This is a genomic window from Roseomonas sp. KE2513 (assembly GCF_016107305.1).
Lineage (GTDB): Bacteria > Pseudomonadota > Alphaproteobacteria > Acetobacterales > Acetobacteraceae > Roseomonas.
The window spans coordinates 159,892-183,555 of record NZ_RCVR01000006.1; the positions used below are offsets into that span (position 1 = coordinate 159,892).

Here is a 23,664-nt window from a genome sequence, read left to right on the forward strand (position 1 = left end):
GGACGGTGCCTCGGGATGCATGGGAAAGGCCGGGGGAAAAAGAATTCTCCCCCGGACCCCCTCATCTTCTTTTTCAAGACTGTCGTGGATGCCCCGGATGAGGGGTGGCGCCAATGAGCCGAGCGCAATCTGGCAGCGAGGGCTGAACACGCCCGCGCCGTGGGGTCATAGCCCCCGGCGAGACGGCAGTTTAGCCCTCCGCGAACGCCAAACAGAAAGAGATGAGGAAGGGTCCGGGAGGGAGAATTCCTTACTCCCTCCCGGAACCGTTCAGAACGAAGCGAGGCGACTAGTTCGGCCGCACGCGGTCAATCGCGCGATCCACGGCGCGGCCGGTGGACTCCACGGGGCCGCTCGGCGGGTCCACGGTGTCGCGCACGCGCTCGCCGAAGGTGCGGTTGCCGCCGGTGCAGGCGGCAAGGGTGGCGAGAAGCAGCGCGGGCAGCAGGGCGGCGCGGATGAGGCGCATGGCGGATGTCCTTCAGACGTGTTCGGGGCAGCGATGCAGGGCTAACCGGCCGGCGGAGCCACGGTTTCCGACCGGCTTGCCAGGACTGCTTGCCGGGGCCGGTGCCGCGGGGGCAGATTGCCCCCGCCCATGACCTCCCCGCTCACCCTTACCCTGCCCGACGAGGCGGCGACCCGCGCGCTCGCGGCCCGCGCGGCGCGCCTGTCCCGGCCGGGCGATGCCATCCTGCTGGACGGCCCGCTCGGCGCCGGGAAATCCTCCTTCGCCCGCGCCTTCCTCCGCGCAGCCAGCGGCGATGCGGGGCTGGAGGTGCCGTCCCCCACCTTCACCCTCGTCCAGTCCTATGACCTGCCTGTGGGCCCCGCGCACCACATGGACCTCTACCGCCTGGACGGCCCCGCCGCCCTGACGGAGCTCGGCTGGGAGGAGGCGCGGGAGGGGATCGTTCTCGTCGAATGGCCCGACCGCCTCGGCCCGCTCACCCCCGCCGACGCTCTGCGCATCACCCTGCTGCCCGCCGGGAGCGAGGAGGCGCGCCGCGTCACCCTTGCCGGCTGGGACGCTCGCCGCCTGGAAGCCTTCGCCGCCGCATGAGCCTCGATCCGTTCCTTGCCGCCCACGGCTTCGCGGCCGCGGCGCGCCTGCTCCTGCCGGGCGACGCGGGGCACCGGCGCTACCTCCGCCTGACCGGCGGCCCGCGCCCGGCCCTCCTGATGGACGGCTCCGCCGCCGCCGCCGTTGGCCTGCCCTCGGCCGAGGCGGATCTTCGCGCCTTTATCGCCATCGCCGGCCACCTGCGGGGCATCGGCCTCTCCGCCCCCGAGGTGATCGCCGCCGACCCGCCCGCCGGCCTGCTGCTGCTGGAGGACCTGGGCGAGGACACCCATGCCAGCCTGCTCGACGCCGGCGCCGATCCGATCCCCCTCTACGGCGCCGCCGCCGAGACCCTGGCCGCCCTTCACGACGCCCCGCCTCCCGCCGGCCTGCCGGCCTGGGAGGGGGAGGCCATGGCCCGCACCGCCGCCGCCACCTTCCTCGACTGGTGGTGGCCCGCCGCCCTCGGCCGCGAGCCCACCCCTGCCGAGCGCGAGGCCTTCCGGGTCGCCCTCCGCACGATGCTCGCCCCCTTCGAGGGGGAAGGAGCCTTCGTTCATCGCGACTACTTCCCCGCGAACCTCCTGCCCCTACCGGACCGCCCCGGGCCCGCCTCGGTCGGCATCATCGACTTTCAGGACGCCGGCCACGGCCACCCGGCCTACGACCTCGTCAGCCTTCTCCAGGACGCCCGCCGCGACGTGCCGGAGGACGTGCGGCGCGCCGCAACCGAGCGCTACCTCGGCGCTCGCCCGGGGATCGACCGTGACGCCTTCGAGGCCGCGACCGCCGCCATGGCCGCCCAGCGCCACCTGCGCGTCGCCGCCCTCTGGGTCCGGCTGGACCGGCGAGACGGCAAGCCGCACTACCTCGCCCATGGCCCCCGCTGCTGGCGCCTGCTGGACGAGGCCCTGAAGCACCCCGCCACCGCGCCGCTCGCCGCCTTTCTCGACGAGCACGTGCCGCGCGCGCTCCGCGCCAATCCCCGGATGGAACCCGCCGCATGATCACCCTCAGCAAAGGCATGGTCCTCGCGGCCGGGCTGGGAACGCGGATGCGCCCGCTGACCGAGGCGGTGCCCAAGCCGCTCCTCGCGCTGCGCGGCCGCTCCCTGCTCGACCACGCGCTGGACCGGATGGAGGATGTGGGCATCGGCGAGGCCGTGGTGAATGCCTTCCATCTCGCCCCGCAGGTCGTCGCCGCCTGCGAGGCCCGCCGCACGCCCCGCTGCACCGTGCTGGTCGAAGATGAACTGCTGGAGACCGGCGGCGGCATCCGCAACGCCCTGCCGCATCTCGGCGCCGCACCCTTCGCCTGCGTGAACGGCGACGCCTACTGGCTCGACGGCCCCAGCCCCGCGCTCCTCCGCCTCGCCGCCGCCTTCGACGAGGATCGCATGGACGCGATGCTGCTGATGGTGCGCGCCGCGCAGGTGGAGGGCGAGGTCGGTCTCGGCGACTTCCTGCTCGACCCGCTGGGCCGACTCCGCCGCCCCAAGGAGCGCGAGGTCGCGCCCTACCTCTATGCCGGCGTGCAGATCATCCATCCCCGCCTGCTGGACGGCACGAAACACGGTCGCTTCGGCCTGATGGGCTCCTGGACGCGCGCCATCGAGGCCGGCCGCCTCTACGGACTGGTGCATGACGGTGCCTGGTTCCATCTTTCGACACCGCCGGACCTGCAACGGGCCGAAGAAGCGCTGGACAAGGGAATGGTAAGGTTGTTCTAGCGCTGTTCTTGAACGGCAAGGGGAAGATGGCGCGGTGAGGCTCTACGAGATTCCCGCGCACCGCCCCTTCCTCGACGACCTCGCCCACGGTGTCCTCGCCATGGTCGAGGGGATGGAGGACCCGGCGGCGCTGGCCCGCACGACGATCCTCCTGCCCACCCGCCGCGCCGCGCGATCCCTTCGCGAATCCTTCCTCCGGGCCTCCGGCAAGCAGGCGCTGCTGCTGCCCCGCCTGCGCGCGCTGGCCGGCCTCTCGACCGAGGACGCGGAGGAGCTGTCGCTCCCCACCCTGCTCGACGAGCCGCCCGCGGTGGACGCCGCGCGCCGCCTCGCGGTGCTGACCGACGTGGTGATGAAGCTGCCGCCGCATCTCGGTGGCCCAAGCAACCCCGACCAAGCCTGGCGCCTCGCGCTGGAACTGACGACGCTGCTCGACGAGATGGCGCTGGAGGGCTGCGACCCTGCCGGGATCCCGGACCTCGTCACCGGCGAGCTGGCCACACACTGGAAGATCACCCACGAGTTCCTCGGCGCGGCCATCAACTATTGGCACGCCTGGCTGGCCGAGCAGGGGTTGTCGGACATCGGCGCCCGCCGCGTCGCCTCGCTGCGCGCCCAGGCCCGCGCCTGGCGCGACAACCCGCCACGCGATCCGATCATCGCCGCCGGCATAGGCGTCGGCGGCACCATCCCGGCCGCGACCGACCTGCTCCGTCAGATCGCCCGCATGGAGATGGGCGCCGTCGTCCTGCACGGCGCCGGGGAGGAGCTGTCGTCCGATCTTTGGGAGGTGCTGCGCGAGGCCCCCAGCCACCCGCTGAATGGCACCGCCCGCCTGTTGCGCGGCCTGGACGCCACGGCGGCGGACCTCCGCCCCTGGCCCTACCGCGCCCCCGACGCCCCCGCGCCGAACGAGGCCCGCGCCGCCCTCCTCGCCCGCGCCCTGCGGCCGGAGGAGGGGATCGCCTGCTGGCAGGAGCGCGAGCCCGAGCGCTGGCGCCCGGCGCTGGCCGGCCTCGACCTGCTGACCGCCCCGGACGAGGCGGGAGAGGCCGCCGCCATCGCCCTGCTGCTGCGCGAAGCCCTGGAAACCCCCGGTGCCCGCGCCGCCCTTGTCACGCCCGACCGCGACCTCGCCCGCCGCGTCTCGGTGGAGCTGCTACGCCACGGCATCCTCGCCGATGATTCCGCCGGTCAGCCGCTCGGCATGACGCCGGCCGGCGCCTTCCTGCGCCTCATCGGCCGCGCGGTGGAGGAGGGCTTCGCGCCCGTCGCCCTTCTCTCCCTTCTCAAGCACCCGCTCTGCGCTGGCGGCATGGCGCGTTCGGACTGGATGCGGGCGGTGCGCGAGCTGGAGCGCCACGCCCTGCGTGGCCCGCGCCCCGGCGCCGGGCTGGAAGGCCTGCGCCGCGCCGCCGAGGCCATCCGCCACGAGGAGCCGCGCGCGCGGGTGCTCGCGATGCTGGACGCGCTGGAAACCGCACTCGGCAACTTCCGCGAGCTCGACCGTGCCGTGCGCCCGCCGGCCGACCTCCTGGCCGACCACCTCTCCGCTGCCGAGGCCCTGGCGAGCACGGACGAGCGCCCCGGCGGGTTGCGCCTCTACTCGGGCGAGGAGGGCGAGCCGCTCGCCGTCCACCTCGCGGGGCTGGAGCCCTCCATGCGCACCCTGCCGCCGCTGGAAGCCGCCGCCTGGCCCGCCCTCTTCGACGCGCTGCTGGAAGGCCCGCTCGCGCCCGGCGTCCGCACCATGCGCGGCCGCAAGGGTGGGTCGCACCCCCGCGTGCAGATCCTCGGCCTGCTGGAAGCGCGGCTGCAATCCTTCGACCGCGTGGTGCTCGGCGCGCTGGAGGAGAGCGTCTGGCCCATCGCGACCGATCCCGGCGCCTGGATGAGCCGCCCGATGCGCACCGCCTTCGGCCTGCCCGCGCCCGAGGCGCGCATCGGCCGCGTCTGCGCGGATTTCTTCCTCTCCGCGCTCTCCGCCCCGCGCGCCACGCTCTCCCGCGCCCGCAAGCGCGGCGGCTCGCCCACCGTTCCCGCGCGCTGGCTGACGCGGCTCGACACCTTCCTGCGCGGGCAGGAACTCGGCGGCCTCGAAACCTCCCCCGCCACCGGCTGGGCCGGGCTGCTCGACATGCCCGATGTCGCGCGCCCCTGCGCCCGCCCCGCCCCCGCGCCGCCCGCCGCCCTGCGCCCGCGCAAGATCGGCGTGACGGATGTCTGGCTGCTGAAATCCGACCCCTATGCCTGGTACGCGAAGCGCATGCTGCGGCTGCGCCCGCTCGACGACCTCGATGCCGAGGCGGATGCGGCGGAATACGGCAACATCGTCCACCACATGGTCTCGCAGTGGCTCACCCTCTGCGACGGCGACCCGCATTGCGTGGACGCGGTTGAGCACTTCGCCGCGGCGACGGAGCACGCACTGGAGGAATTCGCCCCGCGCCCGGGCCTCGTCGCCTACTGGCGACCGCGCCTCGCGCGCATCGCGGAATTCGTGCTCGAGACCGAGCGCGGACGCGACGGCGTCATCCGCCGCCACGCCGAGATCACCGGCGGCATCGACCTGCCCTGCGGCGTTCGGCTGGAAGGCCGCGCGGACCGCGTGGACGTGCTGCGCGACGGCAGCCTCGTGCTGATCGACCTCAAGACCGGCGCGCCGCCGAGCAACGCCGAGATGGCCGATGGCCGCGCGCCGCAGATGCCGCTGGAGGCCGCGATCGCCGCGCGCGGCGGCTTCGCCGGCATCCCCGCCGCCGAGGTCGCGTCGCTGGAGCACTGGCACGTCTCGGGCGGCTACGAGGCCGGCACGGTCGCGCCCTTCCGCCCGAAGGAGTCCACCCTGCCCGAGGTGAGCGAGGCCGCCTTCGAGGCGCTGAACACGCTGGCGACGGACTTCCTCCTCGGCGACCGGCCCTTCATCGCCCGCCCGCACCCCGCGCGCGCGCCGAAGGGCGGCGAGTACGATCACCTCTCGCGCTTCGACGAATGGGGCGGCGCGGGCGAAGGGGACGGCGCTTGAACGAGGCCCTCTCGGCGCGCACCCGCGCCTTCTACGCGCAGCAGACCGCCTCCGATCCCCGCATCTCCGCCTGGGTGGGCGCGTCCGCCGGCTCGGGCAAGACGAAGGTGCTGACCGACCGCGTGCTGCGCCTGCTGCTGCGCGAGGACACGCAGCCCGGCCGCATCCTCTGCCTCACCTTCACCAAGGCGGCCGCCGCCGAAATGGCGACGCGCCTCGCGCTCCGCCTCGGCCGCTGGTCGATGATGCCGGAGGAGGAACTGCGCGCGGCGCTGCAGGAACTCACGGGTCAGCCGCCGCTCCGTGCCGAGATCGAAACCGCGCGCCGCCTCTTCTGCCGTGTGCTGGAGCAGCCGGGCGGGATGCGGATCGCGACCATCCACGCCTTCTGCCAGTCCCTTCTCCGCAGCTTCCCGCTGGAGGCCCGCCTGCCCCCCGCCTTCACCCTGCTGGAGGAAGCGGACAGCGCGACGCTGTTGGCCGAGGCGCGCGAGGCCGCGCTCGCCGGCCGCTCCATCCCGGACGAGGCGCTGGCCGGATTGGCGCGCCTCGTCTCCGCCGACAGCCTGGCGAAGTCGCTGCGCGAGCTCGTCGGCAAGCGCGAGCGCCTGCGCCCGCTGCTGGACCGCGCCGACGGCCATGCCGGCGCGCTGCGTGCCTGCCTCGGCCTGCCCGATGGCGAGGACGAGAGCGCGCTGCCCGCGCAGGTCGTCCGCCCGCCCGAGGCCTTCCGCGGCGCGCTGGAAACCCTGCTGCAGCACAAGAACAAGGTCCCGCGCGAGGCCGCGTCCGCGCTGCTCGCCATCCTCTCCGAAGCCGAGGAGGCGCGCGCCGCCCGATCGGACGCTTGGCGCGAGATCCTGTTCACTCAGAAGGGCGATCCGCGCGCGGCGCTGATGAAGGAGGCCGCCTTCGCCGCCGAGATCGCGCGGGTGGAGGCGATCCTCGCGCGCCAGTCCGCGCACCGCCTGCTGGCCGCGACCGGCGCGCTGCTCTCCGCCGCGCGCCCCGTGCTGACCGATTACCGCGCCCGCAAGGAACGCCGCGGCGCCCTCGACTTCGACGACCTGATCCACCGCGCGCAGGCCCTCCTGCGCGACCCCGGCTCGGCCTGGGTGCTGTTCAAGCTCGACGGCGGCCTCGACCACCTGCTGCTGGACGAGGCGCAGGACACGAACCCCGCGCAATGGGGCATCGCGCAGGCGCTGGCCGAGGAGTTCTTCGCCGGCACCGGCACGCGCGAGCCCGGCGACCGCACGCTCTTCGTCGTGGGCGACGAGAAGCAGAGCATCTTCGGCTTCCAGGGCGCCGACGCCCGCGGCTTCGCGGAATGGGAGACGCGCTTCGACCGGCAGGTGACGCGCGGCGGCGCTGTCTTCGAGCGCGTGCCGCTCACCGTCTCCTTCCGCTCCTGCGCGCCCGTGCTCTCCCTCGTGGACCACGTCTTCGCCGACGGCGAGGCGCGGCGCGGCGTGGTGCGCGAGGGCGCGACGCTCGAGCACTCCGCCGACCGCGCGGGCCATGCCGGGCGCGTCGAGATCTGGCCGCTGCTGGAGCGCACGGAGGCAGCGGCGCCCGAGCCGTGGGTCGTGCCCCACGAGCCCGTCGCCGCGCAGGACTCCGAGGCGCTGCTGGCCGAGGCGATCGCCGCCCGCATCGCCGCCATGATCCGCGAGGAAACGCTGGCCGCCCGCGGCGACCGCCCGATCCGCCCGGGCGACGTGATGGTCCTCGTCCGCCGCCGCACGCGGCTAATTGAGCTGCTGGTGCGCGGGTTGAAGCAGCGCGGCATCCCCGTCGGCGGCGTGGACCGCATGGTGCTGGTCGAGCAGATGGCCGTGCGCGACATGCTCGCCCTCTGCGACACGCTGCTGCTGCCCGAGGACGACCTCTCCCTCGCCGCCCTGCTGAAGTCGCCGCTGATCGGGTTGTCGGAAGACAACCTCTTCGACCTCGCCCATGGCCGCGAGGGACCGCTCTGGCACGTCCTCATCAAGCATCGCGACGAGAGCACGCCGATCGGGCAGGCCGCCACCTGGATCGCTAATCTCGCCGACCGCGCCGACAACATCACGCCGCACGCGCTTCTCTCAGAGGTGCTGGGTGAGCATGGCGGCCGCGCGCGCCTCCTCGCCCGCCTCGGCGCCGAGGCCGCGGAGGCGCTGGACGAGCTTCTATCGGCCGCGCTGCGCCACGAGAACCGCCACGCACCCTCCCTCCAGGGCTTCGTGCAGTGGCTGCGCCGCGGCGGCGCCGAGGTGAAGCGCGAGATGGAGAACGCGGCCGACGCCGTGCGCATCATGACCGCGCACGGCTCGAAGGGATTGCAGGCGCCGGTCGTCGTCATTCCGGATATCGGCCGCGGCGGCGCGCGCGACACGCTGCTCTGGACGGGTGGCCGCGACGACGCGCCCGCGATCCCTCTCTGGGCGCCGCGCCGCGAGTTCCAGGCCGAGCCCTGGACCCGCGCCCGCGACGCCCGCGCGGATGCCGATGCGGAGGAGGAGAACCGCCTTCTCTACGTCGCCCTTACCCGGGCGGAGGACCGGCTTCTCGTCTGCGGCCTCGCCCCCGCCCGCGCGCCAGCGCATCCCACCTGGCACGCCATGGTGAAGGCCGGCTTCTTCCGCGGCCACGACGGCGGGAAGCCCGGCTTCGCCCGCGTGCCCTTCGACCCGACGGCTCTCGGCCTGCCCGCCGGCTGCGGCTTTGGGGAGGAAGGATGGGAGATCACCAGCCCGCAGGAGGTGCCGCCGAAGCCCGACCCCGCCGTGCTGCGCGCCGAGGCCGCGATCCTTCCGCACTGGGCGACCCTGCCCGCTCCGCCCGAGGCGAGCGAGGACCCCGTCGCCCCCTCCCGACTGGAGGGCGAGGCCGAGACCCCCGCCGCCGCACCCCACGGCGTGGCTGATCCCGGCGGCCGACGCTTCCGCCGCGGCTTGCTCATCCACGGGTTGCTCCAGCACCTGCCGGAGCACGAGGCGGCGGCCTGGGAAAATCTCGCCCGCCGCCATCTCGCGCGCCCCGGCCACGGCCTCGACCCGGACGAGCAGGAGGCGACGCTGGCCGAGACGCTCGCCGTTCTCCGCCACCCTGCCCTCGCCGGCGCCTTCGCCCCTGGCAGCCTCGCCGAGGCCCCATTGGCCGGCGTGGTGGACGGCATCCCCATTGCCGGCCAGGTGGACAGGTTGCTGGTGGCGCCGGAGCGCGTGCTGGTCATCGACTACAAGACCAACCGCCCCCCGCCCTCCGAGGTGGCGGCGGTGCCGCCCGCCTATCTTCGCCAGATGGCGGCCTACCGCGCCGTCCTGCGTGCGGCCTGGCCGGACCGGCCCGTGGAATGCGCGCTCGTCTGGACCTGGTCGGGCCATGTGATGACCCTGCCGGACGCGGCGCTCGACCCGCACGCGCCTGGAATGCGCCTCTGACCCGTGGCGCATTCCCCTGCGTTCCCCCCGCGATGAAGTTGATGTCGGTCTCATCCATCGCGTGGATGGGGAACATTTGTGTTTCGATCTGGAAAGGTGCGGCTCAGGCGCGCATATCCGCCGCCGAGACGACGATATGGTTCGCCGCCATCCACTCAGGATATGAGCGATGTTTAGCTTTAGCTTCTCCAAGTCCCTTCGCACCCTTGGCCTCGCCGCGGTGGCGGTGAGCCCGCTCATCGCTGGCAGCGCCTTCGCCGAGGGCTTCGACGGCCGCGGCCCCACCGCCCTGAGCGCCTGGACGCATAGCGAGGCCCGCACGCCCCTCGCCGCCACCAATCCGGCCTCCGCCGGCGCCTCGCAGCAGAGCTACCTGCAGCGCAGCGGCGCCACCGGCGGCCAGGGCCAGGGTTCGTAACCTCCTGCTGACGCGGAGAGGGCACCGCCCTCTCCGAACCTTCTGGGCAGACGCGCAGCGTTCATCCCGCCCCGCCAAGGGCCTGAGTCTCTTGGATCCCCATCTGGCCTTCGCGGAACCTTCCTTAACGTGCCGTCGCCCCGGGACCACGACCCGAAGTGCATCGGCTTGAAAGTGTTTCAGCTAAATAGAGGACGATGGTGAGGGGTCTGGGGAGAGGAGGATTTCCCTCTTCCTCTGCCCGGCGTTACCCGCGCCACCCCGGGAAACCTGACCCACTGGCGCAGCCTCCGGCTGCTTCTCGCTCTCACACATGGCGGCAGGCAAGTGATGAGCTTCTTGTTCATCATCTGGCCTGCCTCTCGCGAGCGCCCGCCCTGTCAGCCCACGCCGGTTGGCCCATCCAAGATGATCCGCATCCGCCGCGCGAGATCGGAGCGGCTGTAGGGCTTGTGGATGAGGTCGAACTCCGGCGCGCCCGCAGAGGGTTCGCTGACCGATTCATCCGCATAGCCGGTGGTCAGCAGCACCTTCACCTGTGGCCGGTGCCGCCGTGCCTCGTGCGCCAGCATCACCCCGTTCATGCCGCCGGGCATGATGAGATCGGTGAAGAGCATGTCGAAAGCCTGGCTGCTCCGGATGATCCCCATCGCCTCGTGCCCATTATGGACGACCATGACCGTGTAGCCGAACCCCTCCAGGATCGCCCGTGCCAGCTCGGCCACCTCCGGCCGGTCGTCCACCACGAGGATCGTCTCCGTTCCCGGCCGCTCCGAGGCGCGGGGCGCGGGCGTGCGAGGGGCGGCTTCCTCCTCGGCCAGCGGGAAGAGGAGATGGACGGTGGTGCCCTGGCCGGGCGCGCTTGAGATCCGCGCGGCACCACCGGATTGTCGCGCGAAGCCATAGACCATGGAGAGGCCGAGACCGGTGCCGCGCCCCTCCTCCTTCGTCGTGAAGAAGGGCTCCATCACGCGCGCGAGGATCTCGGGTGCCATCCCCATGCCGTTATCGGTTACGCTGATCGAGACATGGGGCCCCTCGCCAAGGATCATCCCCGACTCCGGATCGCCCGGCGCCACCTCTACCCCGCGGGTGGAGATCGTCACCACTCCGTCCTGCCGTCCGGAGAGCGCGTCGCGCGCGTTGATGAGGATGTTGAGCAGCGCGACTTCGGCTTGCGTGGCGTCCAGTCGGCAGTGGCCGAGGCCGGGGTCGAGGTTGAAGCGGAGCGTCACCGCCTCGCCGAGGCTGCGCGCCGCCATCTCGCGCATCCCTTCGGCCAGCGCGTTGAGGTTCAGCGTGCGCCCCTCCAGCCGCTGTCGGCGGGAGAAGGCGAGAAGTTGCCCTGTCAGCGTCGCCGCGCGGTCGGCTGCGGTGCGGGCAGCGCCGAGACTTCGCCGCATCCGCCCCATATCCGGCGCGGGCTGGCCGAGGCCGTTGTCCACGAGGTCCATGTAGCCGCGCATGACCTGCAGCAGATTGTTGAAGTCGTGCGCGATCCCGCCCGTCAGCTGGCCCAGCGCCTCCATCTTCTGCGCTTGGCGCAGCGCGTCCTCCGCGTCCCGCCGGCGGCTGACATCGAGCTGGGAGGCGAAGAAGTAGATCAGCTCCCCCCTTGGATTGAGCACCGGGGAGATGAACAGCGCGTTCCAGAAGGTGGAGCCGTTCTTGCGATAGTTGAGGATCTCCGTCGCGATGTCCTGGCGCGCCTCGATCGCGCGGCGCACCTCGGCCACCGTCTCCTGATCGGTGTCGGGCCCCTGCAGGAAGCGGCAGTTGCGCCCGACGACCTCGTCGCGCTCGTAGCCGGTCATGCGCAGGAAGGCCCCGTTGGCGAAGGCGATCGGATTGCGGGGCTGATTCGGGTCCGTCACGACCATCGGCATCCGCGTCATCTCGACTGCGGCGAAGAAAACATCGGAATGGGTACTGGAAACCGCGCTGACCGCACCGCCCACCACCGTGGGCCGCCCGCCGCGCTGCGCCAGATCCGTTGCGTCGCCTCTTGGAGAATGGGCCGGACGGTCCCGCGCGACGTCGTCGTTCATGCGCGGTGTAAGGAGGTCAGGACCGAAATGTTGCCGGCAGGGAATTGGTTTAACCCAATTTGCGAAGAGCGCGAGCGATCAGACGGAACGTTTCGTTCCTGTCTGCCGCAAGGACCTCAGGCCGTTACACCCGTCAAGAAATCTCGAGCCTCTTCGTCCGGCGAGTGGGCCGCGCGTTGCCCGGCCGTCCGCTTCAGGCCGCGAGAGCCCGGGCGGCGCGGCCGTTACGCACCTGCACGAGGGTGAAGAGACCGCCCGGCGGGCAGGCCTCCAGCGACTCCACCTCCACCTCCGAACCCATGAGGTCGGACAGCGCGAAGTCAGGGTGCCAGCCCAGCACGCGCGAGAGCGGCGCCATCGCGCGCTCCACCCACCAGCGCGGCCCGTCGGTCGCCGCGAAATGGTTGACGAAGAGAAGCTGCCCGCCCGGCCGCACCACGCGCGACATCTCCGCAAAGAGCTTCCGCGCATCGGGCACCACGCTGGCCGTGAACATCGCGACGGCGAGGTCGAAGGAGTCGTCGCGGAAGGCCATGTGCTCCGCGTCCATCTCCACCAGCCCCTCCACGTGAAGGAGCCGCTCCGCCTCCACCCGCTCGCGCGCCTTCTCGAGCATCTCGCGCGAGAGATCGACGCCCACCACCCGCTTCTCGCCGCGGTAGAGGGGCAGGGCGAGGCCGGTGCCCACCCCCACCTCCAGCACGCGGTTGCCGGGAAGGCGGTTCACCGCCGCCACCGCCCGCTTGCGGCCGAAGGAGGACACGCCGCCGAAGACCGCGTCATAGACGCCGGCCCAGCGGCGATAGGCGTCGCGCACCGCGCCCGCATCGAGCACCGCGCGCTTGTGGTCGCGGGTGGGATCGACGGTCAGGTGGGGCAGGGTCCGCGCCATGGGTTGTCAGCGTCCGATCAGAAAGGCGGTAGAGGGCGCTAGACCAGGGGGCGGCTTCGCGCAAGCGCGGTTGCCAGTCCCGGGCAAGCAGGGGTTTCAATCCGTGGCGAGGGACGGGGTTGCAACGGCGCCCGCCGGCGCCTCGGTGGCGGCCTTGGCCGAGCCGCCACGGCGCTTCCCCGGCGCGGGCCGTCCCCCCTCCGGGCGGATCAGCCGCACGCGCCGGCCCTCCACGCCCAGCGCCAGCTCGCCCCCGCGGAGGGCCAGCGCGTCGGCCCCGAAAACGAGGCGCCGCCAGCCCTGCAGCGCCGGCAACTCCGGCGGCGCCTCGGTGGCCAGGCGGTCCAGGTCGTCCGAGCTGGCGAGAAGGCGCGGCGCCACCTGATGCTCCTCCGCCTTGGCGGCCAGTAGCACCTTCAGCAGCGCGACGAGGGCGGGCGAGGGGGAGGCACCTGAGCGCTCGCGCGGCGCCTCGGGCAGGGCCTCGTCCGGCAGGGCCCGCGCCTCCTCGATCGCCTGGAGGAGGGAGGCGCCGGACTTGCCGCGGGCGAAGCCCTCCGTCACGCCGCGTGCGCGAGAGAGGGAGGCGGCATCGGACGGCGCCGTCGCCGCCACCTCCAGCAGCGACTCGTCGCGCAGTAGGCGCTGGCGAGGGATATTCACCCGCTGCGCCTCCCGCTCCCGCCAGGCCGCGATGGCCTGCAGCGTGCCGAGGAAGCGCCGGTTGTTCGTGCGCGGCCGCAACTTCTCCCAGGCGCTGTCGGGATCGGTGCCGTAGGTGGCGGGGTCGGTCAGCGCCGCCATCTCCTCCGCCACCCAGTCGAGCCGCCCTTCCTTCGCCAGCCGCTCGCGCAGCGCGACGTAGATGCGGCGCAGGTGGGTCACGTCCCCCGCGGCATAGGTGATCTGGGCGGGCGAGAGGGGGCGGGCCGCCCAGTCGCTGAAGCGGTGGGCCTTGTCGATCTGCGCGCCGGCCAGCGCGCGGGCGAGGCTGTCATAGCTCGCCTGGTCGCCGAAGCCCGCGACCATGGCGGCCACCTGGGTGTCGAACATCGGCTGGGGCGTGCGGCCGAAGCGCAGCAGGAAGATCTCCACGTCCTGCCGGCAGGCGTGGAACACCTTCACCACCTCCTCGTCCGCCAGCAGGGCGCCGAGCGGGGTGAGGTCCAGCCCGGGCGCCAGTGCGTCCACCACCGCCGTGTCCTGGCTGCCGCCGAGCTGCACCACGCAGAGCTCGGGCCAGTAGGTCCGCTCCCGCATGAACTCGGTATCCACCGTCACGAAGGGCTCCTGGCGAAGCCGTTCGCAGAGCGGGACCAGCTGCTCGGTGGTGGTGATGAGGACGGGCGCGGGATCGGCGGCCGGGCCGTGGGCAGGGGGGCGGCGTGACATGGGGGGCGGGTTTACGCGCAGAAGCCGCGCGTCACAAACCTTTCCCGCGCGCGAAAGTGCCCGCAGGCGCCTCGAAAACACTCAGAGCAGCGCCCTGAGCACGATCGGCGCGAGGATCGCGGTGACAAGCGCGTTCAGCGCGAGGGCGATCCCCGCGAAGGTCCCGGCCACGTGGTTCACGTGGAAGGCGCGCGCCGTGCCCAGCCCGTGTGCCGCAAGCCCGGCCGCGAAGCCCCGCGCCCGCATGTCCCGCAGGCCGAGCGCGTTCATCAACGGCGTGACCGTCACCGCCCCGATCGCCCCGGTGATCAGCACGAGCACGGCGGCCAGCGCCGGGTCGCCTCCCATCCCCTCCGCGATACCCATGGCGACGCCGGCCGTCACCGATTTCGGCGCCAGCGCCGCCAGCACCGGCGCCGGGATGCCGAAGGCGCGGGCGATCAGCAGGGCCGAGATCATGGCCGCGAGCGCCCCCACCAGCAGGGCCGCCCCCATGGGCAGGATGGCCCGCCAGACCGTGTGGCGGTTGCGATAAAGGGGCAGGGCCAACGCCACCGTCGCCGGGCCGATGAGGAAGTGGACGAACTGCGCCCCCTCGAAATAGGTGCGATAGGGCGTGCCCGTCGCCGCCAGCATACCGGCCGCCAGTGCCACCGCGATCAGCACCGTGTTCGCCAGCGGGTGGCGCCCGATCGCCGCCGAGATCCGGTCCGCCACCACATAGGCCATCAGCGTGACCGTCAGCCAGAGCAGCGGCGTGCGGGAGAGATAGACCCAGAGACCGAAATCCCCGAGCGCGTCGCTCGCGCCGCTCACGCCTCGGCTTCCTGGCGTAGCAGGCGGGCGACGGCGGCGAAGGTCAGGGCCGTCGCGACCAGCCCGATGATGGTGGAGGCCACCAGGGCGACCGCCAGCCCCAGCCCATAGGCCTGGATCACGTCCAGCCGCCCGACCACCCCCACCCCGGCCGGAATGAAGAGAAGGGAGAGATTCGTGAGCAGCCCGTCCGCCGCCGGGGCGAGGAAGCCGGTGTCCGCCGGCCGCGGCAGGGTGTCGTTGAGGAGCAGGAGCAGCAGCAGCAGGATCATGCCCAGCACCGGGCCGGGCAGGGGCAGGCCGGTGCCGTGGGCCACGGCCTCCCCGGCAAGCTGGCAGAGGAGGATGAGGGCGGCGCCTTGGATCATGGCGCCAGGGTAGCGAGGATCGTGCCGCGGCCGCGATCCCGCCCCGCCCACAACCCGGTGATCGCCCCTGGCCTTCCCCGTCCTTTACGGTCCTTCTACGTTCCTGCCCCAGTGAACCAGGGAGGCGGAAGCCGCATGGCGGAGACGGAGGCGGCCTGGGGCCGGGTGATGCGGCTTGCGGGCGAGCCCGGCTCGGCGGCGATCCGGCCCCTGATGGCGGATCCCACCCGGCCCGCGCGCTTCACCCATCGCGCCGGCGACATCCTGGCGGACCTCTCCAAGACATCCGTCTCCGACGCCGCGCTTGAGGCGTTGCTCGACCTCGCCCGCGCCCGCGGTGTGCTCGCCGCGCGCGACGCCATGGCGGCGGGGGAGGCGATCAACGCCACCGAGGGCCGCGCCGTGCTGCACATGGCGCTGCGCGGCCCGCCCGGCGCTTTCCGGACGGGCGGGGAGGATGCCTCGGCCGAGGTGCACGCCACCCTCGACGCCATGCGCGCCTTCTGCGCCCGCATCCACGCGGAGGGCCGTTTCACGGACGTGCTGAGCATCGGCATCGGCGGCTCCGACCTTGGCCCGCAGATGGCCGCCCGCGCCCTCTGGCGGGACGGCATGCCGATGCGCGCCCATTTCCTATCCAACGTGGACGGCCACTCCTGGGAAGCGCTGCGCCACCGGCTGGACCCTGCGCGCACCCTCGTCCTTGTCGCCAGCAAGACCTTCACCACCGCCGAGACGATGGTGAACGCCCGCCTCGTGCGGGACTGGCTGCGCGCCGCCCTAGGTGAGGCCGCGGACGCGCAGCTCGTCGCCCTTTCGACCAACCTCAAGGCCACGCGCGACTTCGGCGTGCCGGAAGGGCAGGTCTTCGGCTTCCACGACTGGGTGGGCGGGCGCTTCTCCCTCTGGTCCGCCATCGGCCTCTCGATCGCACTCGCCTGCGGGTGGGAAGTCTTCGCGGCGCTGCTGGCTGGCGCCCGGCGCATGGACGAGCACTTCCTCTCCGCCCCCGAGGCCGAGAACCTGCCCCTGCTAATGGCGCTCACCGAGATCTGGCACGTGGACGGCCTGAACCTCGGCAGCCGGGCGGTGCTTCCCTACGACGACCGCCTCGCCCGCTTCCCCGCGCATCTCCAGCAAGTGGAGATGGAGTCCCTTGGCAAGCGCGTGACGCTGGAGGGCCTACCCGTCCCCCGCGCCACCGGCCCCGTGGTCTTTGGCGAGCCCGGGACCAACGCCCAGCACTCCTTCATGCAGCTCCTCCACCAGGGAACCACCCCGGTGCCGGCGGACATCGTGCTGGTGGCAAGGCCCGACCACGGCTTCGACGAGAACCACCGCCACCTCCTCGCCAACGGCCTCGCCCAGGGGGAGGCGCTGCTGCGCGGGCGGGACGAGGCGGAGGTCCGCGCCGAGATGGCTGCCCAGGGCATGGCACCCGCGGCCATCGAGGCCCTCCTGCCCCACCGCCTCTTCCCCGGCGACCGGCCGAGCACCACCCTCGTCCTGCCGCGGCTGGATGCGAGCACCCTTGGGCAGCTCGTCGCCCTCTACGAGCACAAGGTCTTCTTTCTCGGTGCCCTCTGGGGCGTGAACGCCTTCGACCAGTGGGGCGTGGAACTGGGCAAGCAGCTTGCCGGCACCCTCCTGCCGGAACTCGCCCCCGGCGCGACAGTGGGGCAGCACGACCCCTCCACCAGCGCCCTCATCGCGGAGCTGCACCGCCTGCGGAGCGCCTGATGGGGTCCACGGCCGCGCTCTTGTGATCCACCGTTCTGCCCGTCAGAAATATTCGGGCGTTCCTATGTTAAAGCGAGGCGCGCGCTGATCGGTCGATGACGATCGGGCGCAGGCTTCCAAGCTCGTCCTGCGGCCGTGTCCCATCGCCACAGGAATCGCTCTTGTCGACTCACCCCTTCCCGAACAGCCAGCGGATCGCCTCCTTCCGGGAAGCCGACCGACCGGCGGGCGCGGTGAATGGACGCGGCCCGGCCGGGAGCGCGCGGGAGGTCACGCTCCAGCGGGTGCTGCTGGACCGCCCGGTGCCGCTGCGGCCGCTCTACTGGACGCTGGCTGCCCTTTCACCCCTCGCGCCCTGTCCCCCGGCGCCGGAGCCGGGGCCGGTGCTGCGGATCCCCGCGGGGGCGGTGCTCGGCTTCGACACCTATTTCAACGCCTTCTTTGAGGGGAACTGGCGCGCCCGCACCGCGCTCGGCACGCTCTTCCTTCGCCTCGACGTATCAGGCGCCTGCACCCTCCGCGTCACCCGCCGCACCGCCATGGGGGAGACGCTGCTGCTGGAGCGGCGGCTGGAGGGTGGCCCGGTCCGCGTGCCGATCCCCGACGGGGCGATCAACTTCCGCCAGCACGGCCTGATCGCCTTCTCGATCGGCACGCATGAGGGCCCGGTGGAGGTCCGCGGCGGCGCCTGGGTGACGGAGGCCACCCCCCGCCCAGTCGGCCTCGCCGCCGTCTTCTGCACCTTCAACCGCGAGAAGGACATCGCCGCCGTGCTGGCGGCCCTGACCTCCGACGAGGCGGTTCTCTCGCGCCTGGCCCGCATCCACGTCGTCAACCAGGGCCGCCCGGGCTTGGCGGAGCACCCGGCCATCGCGCCCATCATGGCGCGCCACGCCGCGAAGCTGCGGATCATCGAGCAGGCGAATTTCGGCGGCGCGGGCGGCTTCGGCCGCGGCATCCTCGCTGCCATCGACGACCCCGCGGCCACCCATGCCGTGCTGCTCGACGACGACATCCGGATCGAGCCGGACAGCATGCTCCGCATGGCCGCCTTCTTCGGCCTGGCCACCGACGAGACGCCGCTCGGCGGCCACATGCTCGACATGGTCCAGCCGATGAGGGTCTACGAGGCCGGCGCCGTCATCCGCGACGCGAACTGGTCCTTCCACCCGCAGCATCATGGGCTGGACGTCAGCGATCCCGGGAACCTCACGGCGCTGGTCGACCCGCGCGCGATCCACTTCAACGGCTGGTGGTGCCTCGGTTTCCCGCTCTCCCTCGTGGAGCGGCTGGGCATGCCGCTGCCGGTCTTCATCCGCGGCGACGACGTGGAGTTCGGCCTGCGCCTCTACGGCGCCGGGGTGCCCGCCGTTGCCATGCCGGGCGTGGGCGTCTGGCACGAGCCCTTCTACCTCAAGCTCGGCAGCTGGCAGCTTTACTACGAGACGCGGAACATGCTGGTGGCCGCCGCCCTGCACCTCGGCACCGCGCCGCGCGGGATCGCGGTGCGGATGGCGCGCGCGCTGCTCCTCCACCTCCTCACCTTCCGCTACTACAGCGCCGCCCTCATCCTTCGCGCCATCGCCGACTTCCTGCGCGGGCCGGAGATCCTGGACAGCGCGCCGGCCGCCCTGCACGCCTCCCTCAACGCGATCCGCGAGCGCTACCCGGCCGAGAGCGTGCCGCGCGGGGTGGTGCTGCCGGACCACGAACCCCTGTCCCCGCCACCCCATCGCCTCGCCTGGCTCACGCGGCTGGTGCGCGCGCTGGCGGAGAGCACGCTGCGCCCCACCAACCCCGGCGCGCCGCCCCGGCGCCTGGAGATGGCGGCCTTCGGATGGACCCGGCTGGGCCGGATGGATTGCCTCGCGCTCGAGACCTGGTGGGACAAGGACCTGCCCGTCCTGCGTCGCTCGCGCGAGAGCTTCCGCGCCCTGATCGGGGAGGCGATCCCCCTCCTGCGCCGCCTGCTGCGCGAGGGGCCGGCGGTCGGCGCTCGCTGGCGGGAGGCCTTCCCGCGCCACCGCTCCGTGCCCTTCTGGCGGGACTATCTCGGCATGCCCCCGGCCGAGCCCACGGCCGAGGAGCGCGCCGCCTTCGCGGCGAGGACCGGCCTCGGCGCAGCGTCCCTCGGCACCGCCGCCGAGTAGCGCCGGGCAGGTTCCGGCGGGTCAGAACCGGAGCCCCAGCCCCCCATAGACGCTGCGCCCGAAGCCCGGCTCGTAGAGCGCCGAGGCCGCCGTCGCGACCGGCGCGACCGAGGCGCTGGCGATGTATCGCCGGTCGGTCAGGTTCCGCCCCTCCACGAAGAGGGAGAGGCCGTTCTCGAGGTCGAGCGCGCCGCGCAGGCCGAGAAGCGCGTAGCTCCCCGTCCGCTGCGTGTTGGCGTTGTCCGCGAAGAGCCCCTGCGGCACCCACTCCACCGTCGGCGCGAGGCTGGCGCCGGAAGGGTGCCGGTAGCGCAGTTCCGCCCGCGCGAGGTGGCGCGGCACGCCCGGCAACTTGTTGTTGCCGTAACGCGGGTCACCGTCGAAGCGGAAATCGTTGAAGGTATAGGCGCCGCGCAGGGTGAGAGCGTCGCCCGGCAGCAGGTCGCGCAGCACCGTCCAGGCGAGCGCCGCTTCCACTCCCTGGTGAAGCGTGCGCCCGGCATTGAGCGCGAAGCTCGCCCCATTTCCCGCGGGGTCGAAGAGCTGGATCTCGTCCCGCACGGCCGCGCGATAGGCCGCGACCTCCCACTGCAGGCCGCCCTCCCGCCCGCGCGTGCCGACCTCCACCGTGCGTGCCCGCTGCGCCCGCAGCGAGGCGAAGCCCTGGGCCGCGAGCGGCGTCAGGTCGGAGATGGTCGGCGGCTCCGTCGTCCAGGAGAGGTTCGCGAAGGCCTGCGCCGCCGGCGTCACGTCCCAGACGGCGCCCAGCAGCGGGTTGGCGTAGCGGTAGCTCGCCGAGCCCGACCCGTCGCCGTCCGAGAGGAAGCGGTCGCGGCTGGCGCGATAGGCGTCGCCCAATTGCACCCCCGCCACGAGGCCAAGGGTGGGGAGCACATAGACCGTGTCCTGGATCGTGGCGGTATTGGTGCGCGCGCGGTCGCTGCTGGAGGCGGTGAGGCGCCCAGCATGGCCGGCATTGTTGACGTAGCGATTACTGTTCGTCGCGCCGATTCCGCTCGTGGCCGCGACGACGAGCCGGTGCCGCAGCCCCGAGGCCTCGCCCTCCAGCGTGAGGCGGGCGAACCCGTTCACGTCGTTATTGCGCTGGTCGATGTACTGGAAGATCGGGTGGTCCAGCTCGCGGTGCACGAAGGAGGCGCCGGCCTCCAGCAGCGCGCCCGGCGCGATCCGCCAGGTGGTGCGGCTGACGATGCGGTTGCTCTCGATGTTGCGCTGGTAGTCGTTCAGCAGGTTGGCCGCGGCCGCCGCGCGCGGGTCGGAGAGCGCCCGCGCCCGCGTCAGGGTGCCGGGGATGCGCTGCTCGATGTGGTTGTAGCTGTAGTAGAGCCGCGTCTCGACATTCTCCGTCACCTGCCAGCCGAGATTGCCGTTGAAGCGCCGGCTCTCCCCGTCGCTGTGCCGGCGGAAACCGTCCTGGCTGAGGGTGGAGAGGCTGCCCCAGGCATCGAAGCCGCCCGCCGCCACGCCATAGGCCGCCTGGGCACGGCGATAGCCGAAGCTGCCCACCTCACCGCGGATCAGGGCACCGGGGTCGCTGCGCCCGGTCGGCGTTACGAAGTTCAGCACGCCGCCGAGGGTCGCGCTGCCGCGACCGAAGGCATTCGCGCCGCGCAGCACCTCCACGTGCCCGAAGGTGAGCGGATCCAGTTCCTGGAAGTCGCCGGAACCGTCCGCCTGGTTCAGAGGCACGCCGTCCTGGGTGAGCTGCACGCCCCGCAGGTGCGAGTTCCGCGCGAGGCCGGAGCCGCGGATCGAGAGCCGCGTGTCCTCCCCCCATTTCGGCTGAGCAAAGACACCGGGGGTGTGTTCGAGCACGTCCCGCAGGCCCGTGACGCCGGCGCGGAGGCGGATCTCCTCCGCCGGCACGACGCTGACATTGCCGGGCACCGCGCGCAGCCGCTCCGCTGCCTGGGCGGCATCGGGGGAGGTGAGGGAGGGGAGGGCGCCGGTTACGGCCACCTCGGGCACCGCCACCGGCTCCGTGGCGATGAGGGGCTGGGCAAGGGCGGCGAAGGGCAGGGGAAGGAGGGCGGCGAAGGGCAGCGCGGCGCGAAGGGACGAGGGCATGGAAGGTTCCTGACGGGCATGGAGCGGCCGGCCCCGGCGGGGGCAGGCGGTGCCAATCCCGAGGCGACCGGCCGGGGCCGGTGCCGTCGGGGTCGCCGGGGCCTGATCCTTTCGGAAGCGGCCGGGCGCGCTGGTCAGGCGGTGGGTGGGGCTCTCGGTTGTTGCGGCGGCGCGCGGGGCGGGAAGGGCGGCAGCCCGGCGCGGCCCTCCGGACGCTCGACCGCGACCGGCACGACGCGCGCGGCCGGCACCCGCGGCACCTCCGCCACGATGGCGGCCGGTGCCTGGCCCATGTCGCAGCAGTCGAGGTCGTGCGCGGCGGGAAGCGGCCGGCCGTCCTCGCCCAGCAGCACCGTCCGCGTGCCGGAGGGGGTACAGAGTTCCGTCGCCACGGCGCGGCCGAGCATCCCCATCGCCCGCGCGTGCGGCAGCATCGCCGCCGCCCATTGCAGCAGCAGCAGTCCGGCGAGCAGGCGAGCGAGTTGGCCGCGGGAGGGGCGCATCACCGTCCGGATAGCGGAACGGCGCGCCCCCGGCCAGATCAGCGGTTCACTCTTCCTCAACCCTGGCCGGCCATCCTTGCCCCGGCCCCGGGAAAACCCCATCCCTGGCGCTGTGACCTTCACCTCCCTTCTGGCGACATCCCAGGCCATCCGCCGCCTTCCCCCCACCACGGCCGACCGCATCGCCGCGGGCGAGGTGGTGGAGCGCCCCGCCGCCGCCGTAAAGGAGCTGGTGGAGAACGCGCTCGACGCCGGCGCGCGCCGCGTCACCGTCGCGCTGGAGGGTGGCGGCACCGACCGCATCCTCGTGGAGGACGACGGCGCCGGCATGTCGCCCGCCGACCTCGCCCTCTGCATCGAGCGCCACGCCACCTCGAAGCTGCCGGACGAGGCGACGCTGTTCCGCATCGCCACCCTCGGCTTCCGGGGGGAGGCGCTGCCTTCCATCGGCGCCGTCTCCCGCCTGACCATCACCACCCGCCCGCGCGACGGGGAGGCGCACGCCATCGCGGTCGAGGCCGGGCGCGTCGGCGAGGTGATGCCGGCGGCCGCCCCGCCCGGCACGCGGGTGGAGGTGCGCGACCTGTTTTTCGCCACCCCCGCCCGCCGCAAGTTCCTGAAGACGCCGGGCACCGAAGCCGCCCATGCGGTGGAGGCGGTGCGGCGCCTCGCCTTCGCCTGGCCGGAGGTCGGCTTCCACGTCACCGTGGACGGCCGCACCGCCCTCGACCTTCCCCCGGCCGACCGCGCCGGGCGCGCCGGCGCCCTGCTGGGGCGCGACTTCGCGACGGCCTCCGTGCCGGTGGAGGGAAGCTGGCCGGACCTCGTGCTGGAGGGGCTGGCCGGCCTGCCCACCCATCACCGTGCGACGGCGGCCGAGCAGCACCTCGTGGTCAATCGCCGCCCCGTGCGCGACCCGCTGCTGCGTGCCGCCCTGCGCGTCGCCTACCGGGACGTGCTGGCCGCGGGCCGCCACCCCGTCGCCGCCCTCTTCCTTGAGATCCCGCCCGAGGCGGTGGACGTGAACGTCCACCCGATGAAGACCGAGCTGCGCTTTCGCGATGCCTCCGGCGTGCGTGGGGCGATGATCGCCTCCCTCCGCCGGGCGCTGGGCACGGGCGCCGGGGTGGGCCTGGCCCGCACGGGCTGGGATTCCAGCAGCACCGCCGCCGACCCCGCCTGGCCCAGCCGCGCCGGCCAGCCCCTGCCCCAGGAGGAAATCCAGGGGGAAGCCAGCGTCACCTGGCCGGACGGCACCGAAACTCCCACCCGCGCCCCCGGCTTTGCCGAACCGGGCTTTGCATTCACTGCCCCGGCGCCGCGCCCGGTGCAGCCCCGCTTCGCCTTGCCGCCCGGCGCCCTCTCCGTGCCGGCCGAAGCGCCGCCCCTGCCGTCGGGCAGCGCGGCGGAGGGCCCGCTCGGCCGCCCGCTCGCGCAGCTCCTCGACACCTATGTCCTCGCGGAGGCGCCCGACGGCGCCCTCATCCTCGTGGACCAGCACGCGGCGCATGAGCGGCTGACGCATGAGCGCCTCTCGGCCCAGCTCGTGGCGGGCGGGGTGCGGTCCCAGCCGCTGCTGCTGCCGGCGGTGGTGGACATGCCCGCGGCCGACGCGCTGCGCCTCGCCGGCCGGGCGGAGGACCTCGCGCGCCTCGGGTTGGAGATCGAGCCCTTCGGCCCCGGCGCCATCCTCGTCCGCGCCCTGCCGGCACTGCTGGGCACGCCGGAGCCGGGGCCGATCCTGGCCGATATCGCCGCCGAGCTTGCGGATTGGGAGGAGAGCACCGCGCTGGAGCGCAGGCTGGACGCCGCCGTGGCGCGCCTGGCCTGCCACGGCAGCGTGCGCGCCGGGCGCCGCCTCAACCCCGCGGAGATGGCCGCCCTGCTGCGGGAGATGGAGGCGACGCCGCGCGCCGCCACCTGCTCGCATGGCCGCCCCACCTTCCTGCGCCTGGGCGCGGGCGACCTCGCGCGGATGTTCGGCCGGACCTAAGCAGGCCGCGC

At 73.2% G+C, this 23,664-nt stretch carries 16 protein-coding genes and 1 pseudogene; 9 read left to right on the plus strand and 8 right to left on the minus strand.

The window, feature by feature from the left end:
• Positions 1 to 289: 289 nt before the first annotated feature.
• On the minus strand, positions 290 to 469 hold the full coding sequence (locus D9599_RS08540) for a hypothetical protein (protein ID WP_198380872.1): 180 nt from the start codon (positions 467 to 469) through the stop codon (positions 290 to 292).
• A gap of 129 nt (positions 470 to 598) precedes the next feature.
• Between D9599_RS08540 and tsaE the strand changes: the two genes are divergently transcribed.
• From tsaE to D9599_RS08570, 6 genes are all read left to right on the plus strand, one after another.
• Positions 599 to 1,063 (plus strand): tRNA (adenosine(37)-N6)-threonylcarbamoyltransferase complex ATPase subunit type 1 TsaE, encoded by a 465-nt coding sequence (gene tsaE / locus D9599_RS08545; protein WP_198380800.1) that lies wholly within the window; start codon positions 599 to 601, stop codon positions 1,061 to 1,063.
• Positions 1,060 to 2,070 carry an aminoglycoside phosphotransferase family protein gene (locus tag D9599_RS08550; RefSeq protein WP_198380801.1) on the plus strand — a complete coding sequence of 337 codons (1,011 nt, stop codon included), beginning with the start codon at positions 1,060 to 1,062 and terminating at the stop codon, positions 2,068 to 2,070. Before tsaE ends, D9599_RS08550 begins: the two co-directional genes overlap by 4 nt.
• On the plus strand, positions 2,067 to 2,792 hold the full coding sequence (locus D9599_RS08555) for a nucleotidyltransferase family protein (RefSeq protein ID WP_198380802.1): 726 nt from the start codon (positions 2,067 to 2,069) through the stop codon (positions 2,790 to 2,792). Before D9599_RS08550 ends, D9599_RS08555 begins: the two co-directional genes overlap by 4 nt.
• A 34-nt stretch (positions 2,793 to 2,826) precedes the next feature.
• Complete coding sequence (gene addB / locus D9599_RS08560) at positions 2,827 to 5,817, plus strand: double-strand break repair protein AddB (RefSeq protein ID WP_198380803.1); 2,991 nt, start codon at positions 2,827 to 2,829, stop codon at positions 5,815 to 5,817.
• Complete coding sequence (gene addA / locus D9599_RS08565) at positions 5,814 to 9,245, plus strand: double-strand break repair helicase AddA (RefSeq protein ID WP_198380804.1); 3,432 nt, start codon at positions 5,814 to 5,816, stop codon at positions 9,243 to 9,245. The genes addB and addA overlap by 4 nt, the downstream gene beginning before the upstream one ends.
• Positions 9,246 to 9,414: 169 nt before the next feature.
• Positions 9,415 to 9,663 (plus strand): hypothetical protein, encoded by a 249-nt coding sequence (locus tag D9599_RS08570; RefSeq protein WP_198380805.1) that lies wholly within the window; start codon positions 9,415 to 9,417, stop codon positions 9,661 to 9,663.
• A gap of 380 nt (positions 9,664 to 10,043) precedes the next feature.
• Here D9599_RS08570 and D9599_RS08575 read toward each other — a convergent pair whose 3' ends face one another.
• The 5 genes and pseudogenes from D9599_RS08575 to D9599_RS08595 form a co-directional block, all read right to left on the minus strand.
• Complete coding sequence (locus tag D9599_RS08575) at positions 10,044 to 11,711, minus strand: histidine kinase famiy protein (RefSeq protein WP_198380806.1); 1,668 nt, start codon at positions 11,709 to 11,711, stop codon at positions 10,044 to 10,046.
• 193 nt (positions 11,712 to 11,904) lie between these two features.
• The gene (locus D9599_RS08580) at positions 11,905 to 12,603 is read right to left on the minus strand and encodes a class I SAM-dependent methyltransferase (RefSeq protein WP_198380807.1); all 699 of its coding nucleotides are present in this window, start codon (positions 12,601 to 12,603) and stop codon (positions 11,905 to 11,907) included.
• Between the two features lie 207 nt (positions 12,604 to 12,810).
• A pseudogene (gene rnd / locus D9599_RS08585) lies at positions 12,811 to 13,995 on the minus strand (ribonuclease D); the annotation flags it as partial.
• 81 nt (positions 13,996 to 14,076) lie between these two features.
• Positions 14,077 to 14,811, minus strand: coding sequence for an LrgB family protein (locus D9599_RS08590; RefSeq protein ID WP_309228579.1), 735 nt, complete (start codon positions 14,809 to 14,811; stop codon positions 14,077 to 14,079).
• On the minus strand, positions 14,808 to 15,179 hold the full coding sequence (locus tag D9599_RS08595; RefSeq protein ID WP_198380809.1) for a CidA/LrgA family protein: 372 nt from the start codon (positions 15,177 to 15,179) through the stop codon (positions 14,808 to 14,810). Before D9599_RS08595 ends, D9599_RS08590 begins: the two co-directional genes overlap by 4 nt.
• 135 nt (positions 15,180 to 15,314) lie before the next feature.
• On the opposite strand from D9599_RS08595, the gene pgi reads away from it, so the two are divergent.
• Positions 15,315 to 16,919, plus strand: coding sequence for a glucose-6-phosphate isomerase (gene pgi, locus D9599_RS08600; protein WP_198380810.1), 1,605 nt, complete (start codon positions 15,315 to 15,317; stop codon positions 16,917 to 16,919).
• Positions 16,920 to 17,080: 161 nt separating this feature from the next.
• Positions 17,081 to 19,069 (plus strand): glycosyltransferase, encoded by a 1,989-nt coding sequence (locus D9599_RS08605; protein ID WP_198380811.1) that lies wholly within the window; start codon positions 17,081 to 17,083, stop codon positions 19,067 to 19,069.
• A 21-nt stretch (positions 19,070 to 19,090) separates the two neighbouring features.
• Here the strand turns inward: D9599_RS08605 and D9599_RS08610 are convergent, their stop codons facing one another.
• Positions 19,091 to 21,157, minus strand: coding sequence for a TonB-dependent receptor (locus tag D9599_RS08610; protein WP_198380812.1), 2,067 nt, complete (start codon positions 21,155 to 21,157; stop codon positions 19,091 to 19,093).
• A 134-nt stretch (positions 21,158 to 21,291) separates the two neighbouring features.
• Positions 21,292 to 21,720, minus strand: a complete 429-nt coding sequence (locus tag D9599_RS31260) for a hypothetical protein (protein ID WP_232480278.1) — start codon at positions 21,718 to 21,720, stop codon at positions 21,292 to 21,294.
• Positions 21,721 to 21,772: 52 nt separating this feature from the next.
• On the opposite strand from D9599_RS31260, the gene mutL reads away from it, so the two are divergent.
• Complete coding sequence (gene mutL / locus D9599_RS08615) at positions 21,773 to 23,653, plus strand: DNA mismatch repair endonuclease MutL (RefSeq protein ID WP_309228580.1); 1,881 nt, start codon at positions 21,773 to 21,775, stop codon at positions 23,651 to 23,653.
• Positions 23,654 to 23,664 lie beyond the last annotated feature (11 nt).

Bases quoted from the DNA above. Each gene is read 5' to 3' on its own strand.
- D9599_RS08610 (WP_198380812.1), bottom strand. From the start codon at position 21,157: ATGCCCTCGTCCCTTCGCGCCGCGCTGCCCTTCGCCGCCCTCCTTCCC.
- D9599_RS08550 (WP_198380801.1), top strand. From the start codon at position 1,060: ATGAGCCTCGATCCGTTCCTTGCCGCCCACGGCTTCGCGGCCGCGGCG.
- D9599_RS08540 (WP_198380872.1), bottom strand. From the start codon at position 469: ATGCGCCTCATCCGCGCCGCCCTGCTGCCCGCGCTGCTTCTCGCCACC.
- D9599_RS08580 (WP_198380807.1), bottom strand. From the start codon at position 12,603: ATGGCGCGGACCCTGCCCCACCTGACCGTCGATCCCACCCGCGACCAC.
- D9599_RS08570 (WP_198380805.1), top strand. From the start codon at position 9,415: ATGTTTAGCTTTAGCTTCTCCAAGTCCCTTCGCACCCTTGGCCTCGCC.
- D9599_RS08595 (WP_198380809.1), bottom strand. From the start codon at position 15,179: ATGATCCAAGGCGCCGCCCTCATCCTCCTCTGCCAGCTTGCCGGGGAG.
- pgi (WP_198380810.1), top strand. From the start codon at position 15,315: ATGGCGGAGACGGAGGCGGCCTGGGGCCGGGTGATGCGGCTTGCGGGC.
- D9599_RS08575 (WP_198380806.1), bottom strand. From the start codon at position 11,711: ATGAACGACGACGTCGCGCGGGACCGTCCGGCCCATTCTCCAAGAGGC.
- tsaE (WP_198380800.1), top strand. From the start codon at position 599: ATGACCTCCCCGCTCACCCTTACCCTGCCCGACGAGGCGGCGACCCGC.
- D9599_RS08555 (WP_198380802.1), top strand. From the start codon at position 2,067: ATGATCACCCTCAGCAAAGGCATGGTCCTCGCGGCCGGGCTGGGAACG.